Genomic DNA, 7,339 nt, shown 5'->3' on the forward strand with positions numbered 1-7,339 from the left:
CTGGGCCCCATGCGTAAGTTTTGTAGGAAATTGGCAACAATCGCTCTAGCAGCAACAGCTACTCCGTCTCCCGAAGTTGCTTCAGTATTGCTTGCGTTGCTGGATGCTGGGAAAGTTGCGAGTCTTGACCCGTTGATATCGCCTGCTGGAGAAAATAAATGAAATTGCTCCTAACGGTTTGGGTGTTGGGATGATTCTCTCCCAATCGGTTAAACCAGATTTCTAATGCTCTCAGGTAAAGCGGTTCCGCTTCCGGGTAGCGACCCATTGCATAGTACAGCCATGCCAGATTGTTCAAACTCGTTGCCGTATCCGGATGGTCGGCTCCGAGCTGTTGCTCGCAAATCGAGAGCGATCGCACATACAAGGGTTCCGCCTCCGTGTAGCGTCCCATCGACTTGTACAGCCCTGCCAGACTGTTCAAACTCGTTGCCGTATCGGGATGGTCGGCTCCTAGCTGCTGCTCGTAAATAGAGAGCGATCGCACTAACAAGGGTTCCGCCTCCGAGTAGCGTCTCATTGCACGGTATAGCTCTGCCAGATTGTTCAAACTCTGAGCAGTATGGGGATGGTCGGTTCCTAGCTGCTGCTCCCAGATGGCAAGCGATCGCACTAATAACGGTTCCGCCTCCGCGTACCGTCCCGTTGCATAGTACAGAGTTGCCAGATTATTCAAACTCATAGCCGTGTGGGGATGCTCGGCTCCGAGCTGCTGCTCTGTGATGGCGAGCGATCGCACTAATAACGGTTCCGCCTCCGCGTACCGTCCCGTTGCACGGTATAGCTCTGCCTGATTGTTCAAAGTCGGAGCCGTATTGGGATGGTCGGCTCCTGGCTGCTGTTCTGTGATAGCGAGCGATTGCACATACAAGGCTTCCGCTTCCGCGTCGCGACCCATTGCATAGTAAAGCGTTGCCAGATTGTTCAAACTCAATGCCGTCTGGGGATGGTCAGGTCCGAGCTGTTGCTTCCAGATCGCGAGTGATCGCACTAATAAGGGTTCCGCCTCCGAGTAGCGTCTCATTGCACGGTATAGGTCTGCCAGATTGTTCAAACTGGTTGCCGTACCGGGATGGTCGGCTCCGCAGCGTTCCTGTGTCATCTGGAGGCAAGCTTTGTACCACTTCTCCGCCTCTACCCAAGAACTCTGTCCCTGAGCAACCCACCCTAAGCTTGTGAAAGACCACACAGCATCATTATCTTCCAGCAAATGCGACCATAGCTCCGCCACCACCTCCAAATGGGGCAGCGCCTCCTTCACCCGTTCCTGCACCTTCAGCGTCACAGTCTGCGAAATCGTCTTCGCCACCGCTGTCAGCACCACTGCAAAGTTGCTCCGCAAAATCTCAGCATCGGCGCGCCCCTGCAATTTGGCCGCAAAAAACTCCCGAATCAAAGCATGAAGTTGATAGCGTGGCTGTACCAGCCCAGATTGACCCGAATCTGAGGTTTCATCCTCCACCAGCGACAGCAAACTCTGTTCCAGCAGTTCGTAATCCCGACAATCCTCCAACTCCTCCTCATCCCAACCCGGCAAACACTCGGCTACCAACTCCCAAGGAATCGCAGCCAGAGCAAACACGCTCAGCAGACACCCCAGCGTCCGCGCCGGAGGGTTCAATTCCGCCCAACTCAGCTCAAAGGCTGCTGCCACTCCGCGCCTAGCTGTCATCCCAGCTTCCGCCTCCTGCAATGCCCGCGCCTCCAATCGCTGACTCTGCAACCGTTGCAGCATTTCTGCCAAGGACAGCGCCCGCTTGCGCCGCAGATAGCGCCCTACCAGTTCGATGCCCAAAGGCAAATAATCCAACCACTGACAAAGCGCTTCAGCATCTTCAAGCTGGGCATCAATCCGTCCCAGCCCGTTTCCCGGCAAATCCCCAGCCGTCAGCCGCAGCAAGTTTAGCGCCGCCTCTGGTTTCAACACTTTTAACGGCAAACACCCCACAGGCGACGGCACAAATTGTCGCGCTGTCAGCAACACCTTAAAGCGGCGATTTCTCGGCAGCAACCGCTGCACCGCGCGGTAATCCTTGACATCATCCAATACCAGCAGAGCATTGCCAGAGGTTTTTTTTGCCCACTCTTCGTAGCAAAACTGCAACCGTTCCTCCAGATTGTCGAGAGTATCCGGCGGCTGAATTCCCATTCGCAGCGCTTTCTGCAACACCTGCGGCGCTAAATCGTTGTCCCGCACAAACAGCCACCAAATCCCTGCGGAATAGGTGTTGTGTTCGCGGTGAAAAGTTGCATACTGCCATGCCAATTCTGTCTTGCCGATGCCGCCCATTCCCGACGCAGCGGCGATCGCAACGCGGCTCCCATCCTGCAACAATCCGTGCAACTGCTGCATTTCCTCATCCCGTCCGACAAAGTTTTTTGAACCGAGTTCGGAGGGAATATCGTATAGTTGGTAAAAACTTGTGAAAGCTGGATTCGGTGTTTTTCGCTCCAGGTCTAGGACTTTTTTGCTAATACCTTAGCCCACTTCCGAAACGTTGGGAAATGCCGCTGGAAAAAATTCTCTGTATCCAATTCAGCCTCGTAGGAAATTCCCACCAACGGCGGAATGCTTGAGATTACGCCTTTAAGTTTCGCGGCTGCTGTCGGTCCCGGTTGGTTTAGCTTGTCCCGAATCTCCTGCAAAATCTGAACTACCTCATCGGGATACTGTCCCTGCACTTCAATTTGCCCAACTTCTTCGACAATCTGGGCAACCATAATCTTAGCTTCCGGTTCGGGAATTTCCACTGTTTTCGTTTGCTGACCGATAACCTGCCAATAATTTTCTTCCTGCTCCCGAATCTCCTTGCGTAGCTCTCGGATTTGCTGTTTAATTCGGATATTTTCTTCTCGCGGTGCAGAAGTTAGAGCGTTCTGCTTGCCCACTAACTGCTTTTGCAGCAATTCCAAGATCTCTTCAATTTGAGACAGACGATTGATTTGTATTGATTTAACTCCGGGAAACGGTGGTAGGATTTCAATATGCCCAATCTCTTCGGGCATTTTTTCTGCTAGTATTTGAGCATCCTCGACTGGAAACCCATCTAGTTCGGTTAATTCTCCTGACTGGATCTTATTTAAAAGTCGCTCAATATCTTCTTGAGACCCTTCTATGATTAATTTTATACTGCCTTCTTGAATATCAGTGATTTGTATAGTATCACCTCCATGTTCTTTTAAAATAGCTGCGATAACCTGGATATTTGAAATCGAATCTATATCACCTTTTAAGGTAATTACAGTTTTGGTTCTCTGACTTATTTTTTCTACAATATTTACTTGGCGAACAAGCATTTTATTTTTCACTCCCTCTTCATCAGAGCTAGGGTTAAGCTGTCTTTCTATTGGCTGAGAATTTATGCTCTCTTCTGTTGTTTCTAAAATTTCTTCCCACTTTAATTGTAGTGAATCACATATTACTTTAAATGAATCATACAGAATTGGAGATTGTGTGAAAAATTTGGTAACTGTACTGCGCGATAACCTTTTAGACGTAGCAAAGTTGCTTTTTGAGCCAAATCCTAGCCTGATTAAAGCTTTTTCTGCTATTTCTACACCTTTTTTAGATGCAGCAATAGTAAGTTTTTTCTTTTTTCTGCACGGGCTAGAGTCTGTCATAGATTACCTCAATTTCATAAAAATAATTTTTAGCGCAGTCATATCTAAAGCATAAGGCAATCATAGCAAAGCCAAAAGAGATCAACAAGACAATCATTGCGTAGTCATGGTTTCAGGCATTTGGCTTCATAGTAGAAGTATGAAGTCTATAGGTTCTACGAAATCATGAATAACAAACTAAGCACCAACCCTGACTCCGCACTAGAAATGATTATTGTCAAAGAGCGCTTGCGCCAATCGCATTATAGTTTTAATGCAGCTCTAGCAGCAGCCGTACTCTCTAGCTGTATTAGTATTGTCGGTGCAGCACTCCTATTATCAGGCAAAGTTCCTGAAGGCGCTGTCACCACATCGAGTGGCATGGCTGTAAGTGTGGGTTGTTTTAAACTTGCCAAGGACGCAAACGATCGACTTGACAGGATAACAAAAGAATTAATAGATGACAGCAGGGAAACAACCGATATCCGATCAAAATAGGACATATTAATTTTCCAAAACTTCAACCAAATCTTCGATCATCAAATCGAAGACAGCAGCAAGTTTCTGCAAAGCCGTGTAGTCCACCGTTGCCAGTTTAGGAGCTTGGGCGTATTTTTTAACCGTGCTGTAGGGAATTCCCGTTCTGTCAGAGACTTCTTTGAGCGTCCACCCCTTCTCCTCAGCGAGTTCTCGAACTCGCAATCGAATTAATCCCATTTATGCTTGACAGCAGCTATGCTCATATCTTTTAATAAAGATAGTTAACAGCGATCGCCCTCCGACCTGAGAAATCTAGAGCGATCGCCTTTTATTCACCACCCACAAAAGTGGGAAGGATTTTCCTATGATACCAAAACAACCGACTTATCGCGATCGACTTCAACCTTGGTGCATAATTCGCCACCTCCCCAACTGTCAGCGGTTAACAGTCGCTCGTTTCAGCCGCCGCCCCGATGCCGAATCTTACCTAAATGCACTGCGCCGCTTAATGCCGGCAGTCCCGCATACAATTGTTTTCGTAAATGCGCTGTCTGTCTTAGATGAAAACAGCGTTCCAATTCCGATGCAATTGTCGATCGAAGTTTAATGCGATCCAACTGATATCTTGCATTTGTTGCCATATTCCGGCAGCGGTTTAAACGCCCGACGGAATATGGCAATAAGTGCAAGATGTGCGATCGAACCTATTATTGCAAAAGGTCGATCGACCCTTCAGCCCTCATCAGTCACAAGCGAAGCTATGCCATAAAAACTATTCCCAAGCCATTCGCGTCAGAAAAGTATTGCTAAACTGGAAATAGATTTGAGTCAAGGAGTCACATCAATGCCATCTCCCTTTCCCGGTATGGACCCGTATTTAGAACATCCCGAACTCTGGCCTGCCCTACACCACTGGCTAATTATTGAAATTGCCAGATTATTATCTCCGCAATTACGTCCTAAGTATTTAGTGTCTGTAGAAGTGAGAATGTATGAAACCGCTGACGACAATTTATCAATTGGCATTCCTGATGTAAACGTAATTCAGCCAAGAACTACAACCGAATTAATCACATCAAACGTAGCCGTTGCAGCGCCACCAACACAACCCTTGACAGTAAATATTCCCATGCCCTACCAGGTTCGGGAAGGCTATTTAGAAATTAGAGAAAGAGGAAACCAAGAACTAATCACCCTGATTGAAATCCTCTCACCTAGCAATAAGCGCACAGGAAAAGGACGACAAATGTACGAGGAAAAGCGAGAAGAAATTTTAGGTAGCCGCACTCATTTAATTGAAATAGATTTATTGCGGCGCGGTCGAAAAATGCCAATTATTGGCAATGATGTTGAAAGTCACTATAGCGTTTTGGTGTGTCGGGGAAATCGCCGTCCCAGAGCAGATTTGTACGCTTTTAACGTGCAGAACCCGATGCCAGCTTTTCCTTTGCCACTGCGATCGGGCGATACTGAACCTGTCATAAACTTGCAGGAATTATTCACTCAAATTTACGACATAGCAAGTTACGACCTGAAGATAGATTATCGCAACTGGGAAGTCATACCACCGCTGTCAGAGGCCGATACAATTTGGGCAGATGCTTGGTTGCGCGATCGGCGATTGCGAGATTAATTTGGGCTGCCGCCCAAATCTGGTTAAATACCCTATTTATTTCTTAGTCTGCGGAGGCAGACTTCGTTTGACTTGCAGAACGATTTCCCTCGCAGAATGACTTAATTCTCAAATTGCTTGAGGGCTAAACATCTTGACTTTGCATCAACCGCTGCTTCAAACGCGCCGGATCTCCCCGATCGACCACTTCGCCCTTTTCCAACAAAAAAGCCCCATCACAATAATTCAACTCATCCAAACGGTGAGTCACCCACAAAGCCGTAATCCCGCGATTTTTCACCAACCGCTGCACCGCCGCCACCAAATCCAACTGAGAATCAGGATCTAACAAAGCCGTCGGTTCGTCCAACAGTAGAATTTCGCAGTGACGGGCGATCGCCCCAGCAAGAGCAATTCGCTGCTTCTGGCCCCCACTCAAAGCATAAATCGGCCGCCGCTGCAAATCCAGCAAATTCACAGCCTCCAAAGCCTCCGCCACCCTCGCCCGCACCTGAACGTTAGAAAGCTTTTCCTCCACCAAACCAAAAGCCACATCCGCACCCACCGTCGGCATCACCAGTTGGTGGTCGGGGTTTTGGAACACAAAACCCACTCGCCCGCCCAGGTCAATTTCCCCCGACTGGGGGTGCAGCAGCCCAGCCATCAGCCTCAACAGCGTAGACTTGCCGCTGCCGTTAGTGCCCAAAAGCATCCAAAACTCGCCCTTGGGTACATCCAGAGAGCAACCTTGCAACACTCGATCGCCCGACGGCCAGCAAAAACCCAAATCCCGCACAGTAACGGCTGACTGGCCCATATCGGCACCAACACCCCCAGCCGTCATTCTGCTGCCGACATCGAGACAAAACCCGGCGATCTGCCTGTAGATGACGCCCCTGATTTCTGAGAAACCACCACCCCAGAAATCTCGCTGCTGAGCACAGCTACCTTTTTCTCAGGATTTTTCTCGCAAGTTAGTTCCAAAATTTGCGGTTGCGAGTTGCGAATCGCCTCTAAGACCTGCTGGTAAACAGTATCAGCGTCCTCCTGCAACTTCCGCTGCACCGACAGCGATACGGGCGTGTTCTTCACAATGATGTCAATGCTGAACATATAGTCTTAAAAACCTAAATCAGGAGCTCTATCCTCAGTATATATATAGGACTTACCCAAGGAAACGCAGTTTCTTAGAAAAATAAGAGGTTGAGGCCGATATATCTACGAAGCCACCGGGCTTCTGACGCAAAGCGCAAAGACTCCTGTAGAGTAGAAGTCCCCAAATGCAGGGCAAAGACCTCGGGGACTTCGAGGGCTTCAGGGACTTCGCACAAGTCAAAAGTCAAGAGCCAAAAGTTTTTTAAGAAAAACTTGCTCTTGTAAAGAATTACCTCTATAATCGTCAATACGGTAAAGAAAAGTAAAGTCTGTTCATAATCCAACTTGTTTTCTGCTAAGCAGAGGCAACGGTGGAAGACTCATGACTAGAGACAGATCCGTTGTAATTATATCCATTTGGAGATTTGCGTAAATGACAATCGCAGTCGGACGCGCCCAGACCGAAAGAGGCATCTTTGATGTCCTCGACGACTGGCTCAAACGCGATCGCTTCGTCTTCGTAGGCTGGTCTGGCATCCTGCTATTCCCCTG

The 7,339-nt window shown here is 48.4% G+C and carries 8 protein-coding genes and 1 pseudogene; 4 read left to right on the forward strand and 5 right to left on the reverse strand.

Annotated features, from left to right (window positions below):
* Nucleotides 1-58: 58 nt before the first annotated feature.
* Together QUA38_RS26060 and QUA38_RS26065 are read right to left on the reverse strand one after the other, a co-directional pair.
* The gene (locus QUA38_RS26060) at nt 59-2,353 is read right to left on the reverse strand and encodes a tetratricopeptide repeat protein (RefSeq protein WP_333167039.1); all 2,295 of its coding nucleotides are present in this window, start codon (nt 2,351-2,353) and stop codon (nt 59-61) included.
* A 104-nt stretch (nt 2,354-2,457) separates the two neighbouring features.
* Complete coding sequence (locus QUA38_RS26065; RefSeq protein ID WP_333167041.1) at nt 2,458-3,621, reverse strand: hypothetical protein; 1,164 nt, start codon at nt 3,619-3,621, stop codon at nt 2,458-2,460.
* 165 nt (nt 3,622-3,786) lie between these two features.
* Between QUA38_RS26065 and QUA38_RS26070 the strand changes: the two genes are divergently transcribed.
* Nucleotides 3,787-4,098, forward strand: a complete 312-nt coding sequence (locus QUA38_RS26070; protein ID WP_333167042.1) for a TRADD-N-associated membrane domain-containing protein — start codon at nt 3,787-3,789, stop codon at nt 4,096-4,098.
* Nucleotides 4,099-4,104: 6 nt separating this feature from the next.
* Here QUA38_RS26070 and QUA38_RS26075 read toward each other — a convergent pair whose 3' ends face one another.
* A complete protein-coding gene (locus tag QUA38_RS26075; protein WP_333093481.1) occupies nt 4,105-4,317 on the reverse strand; it encodes a helix-turn-helix domain-containing protein in 213 nt (70 codons plus the stop codon).
* Between the two features lie 127 nt (nt 4,318-4,444).
* Here QUA38_RS26075 and QUA38_RS26080 point away from each other — a divergent pair, with 127 nt between their 5' ends.
* Entirely contained in the window at nt 4,445-4,687 is a 243-nt protein-coding gene (locus tag QUA38_RS26080) for a hypothetical protein (RefSeq protein WP_333167044.1), read from the forward strand.
* A 237-nt stretch (nt 4,688-4,924) separates the two neighbouring features.
* Nucleotides 4,925-5,713 carry a DUF4058 family protein gene (locus QUA38_RS26085; protein ID WP_333167046.1) on the forward strand — a complete coding sequence of 263 codons (789 nt, stop codon included), beginning with the start codon at nt 4,925-4,927 and terminating at the stop codon, nt 5,711-5,713.
* Nucleotides 5,714-5,837: 124 nt separating this feature from the next.
* On the opposite strand, the gene QUA38_RS26090 is transcribed toward QUA38_RS26085, so the two are convergent.
* Both QUA38_RS26090 and QUA38_RS26095 read right to left on the reverse strand, forming a co-directional pair.
* On the reverse strand, nt 5,838-6,536 hold the full coding sequence (locus tag QUA38_RS26090; protein ID WP_333167048.1) for an ABC transporter ATP-binding protein: 699 nt from the start codon (nt 6,534-6,536) through the stop codon (nt 5,838-5,840).
* Entirely contained in the window at nt 6,533-6,805 is a 273-nt protein-coding gene (locus tag QUA38_RS26095; protein WP_333167050.1) for a hypothetical protein, read from the reverse strand. The genes QUA38_RS26090 and QUA38_RS26095 overlap by 4 nt, the downstream gene beginning before the upstream one ends.
* Nucleotides 6,806-7,220: 415 nt before the next feature.
* Here QUA38_RS26095 and QUA38_RS26100 point away from each other — a divergent pair.
* Nucleotides 7,221-7,339 (forward strand): annotated as a pseudogene (locus QUA38_RS26100) (photosystem II D2 protein (photosystem q(a) protein)); the annotation flags it as partial.

This window comes from Microcoleus sp. Pol12B4, assembly GCF_036701385.1.
Lineage (GTDB): Bacteria > Cyanobacteriota > Cyanobacteriia > Cyanobacteriales > Microcoleaceae > Microcoleus.

What these genes read in the sequence shown, in the direction of transcription:
- QUA38_RS26095 (WP_333167050.1), bottom strand. Translation starts at nt 6,805, where the DNA reads ATGTTCAGCATTGACATCATTGTGAAGAACACGCCCGTATCGCTGTCG.
- QUA38_RS26075 (WP_333093481.1), bottom strand. Translation starts at nt 4,317, where the DNA reads ATGGGATTAATTCGATTGCGAGTTCGAGAACTCGCTGAGGAGAAGGGG.
- QUA38_RS26060 (WP_333167039.1), bottom strand. Translation starts at nt 2,353, where the DNA reads ATGCAGCAGTTGCACGGATTGTTGCAGGATGGGAGCCGCGTTGCGATC.
- QUA38_RS26065 (WP_333167041.1), bottom strand. Translation starts at nt 3,621, where the DNA reads ATGACAGACTCTAGCCCGTGCAGAAAAAAGAAAAAACTTACTATTGCT.
- QUA38_RS26070 (WP_333167042.1), top strand. Translation starts at nt 3,787, where the DNA reads ATGAATAACAAACTAAGCACCAACCCTGACTCCGCACTAGAAATGATT.
- QUA38_RS26085 (WP_333167046.1), top strand. Translation starts at nt 4,925, where the DNA reads ATGCCATCTCCCTTTCCCGGTATGGACCCGTATTTAGAACATCCCGAA.
- QUA38_RS26080 (WP_333167044.1), top strand. Translation starts at nt 4,445, where the DNA reads ATGATACCAAAACAACCGACTTATCGCGATCGACTTCAACCTTGGTGC.
- QUA38_RS26090 (WP_333167048.1), bottom strand. Translation starts at nt 6,536, where the DNA reads ATGACGGCTGGGGGTGTTGGTGCCGATATGGGCCAGTCAGCCGTTACT.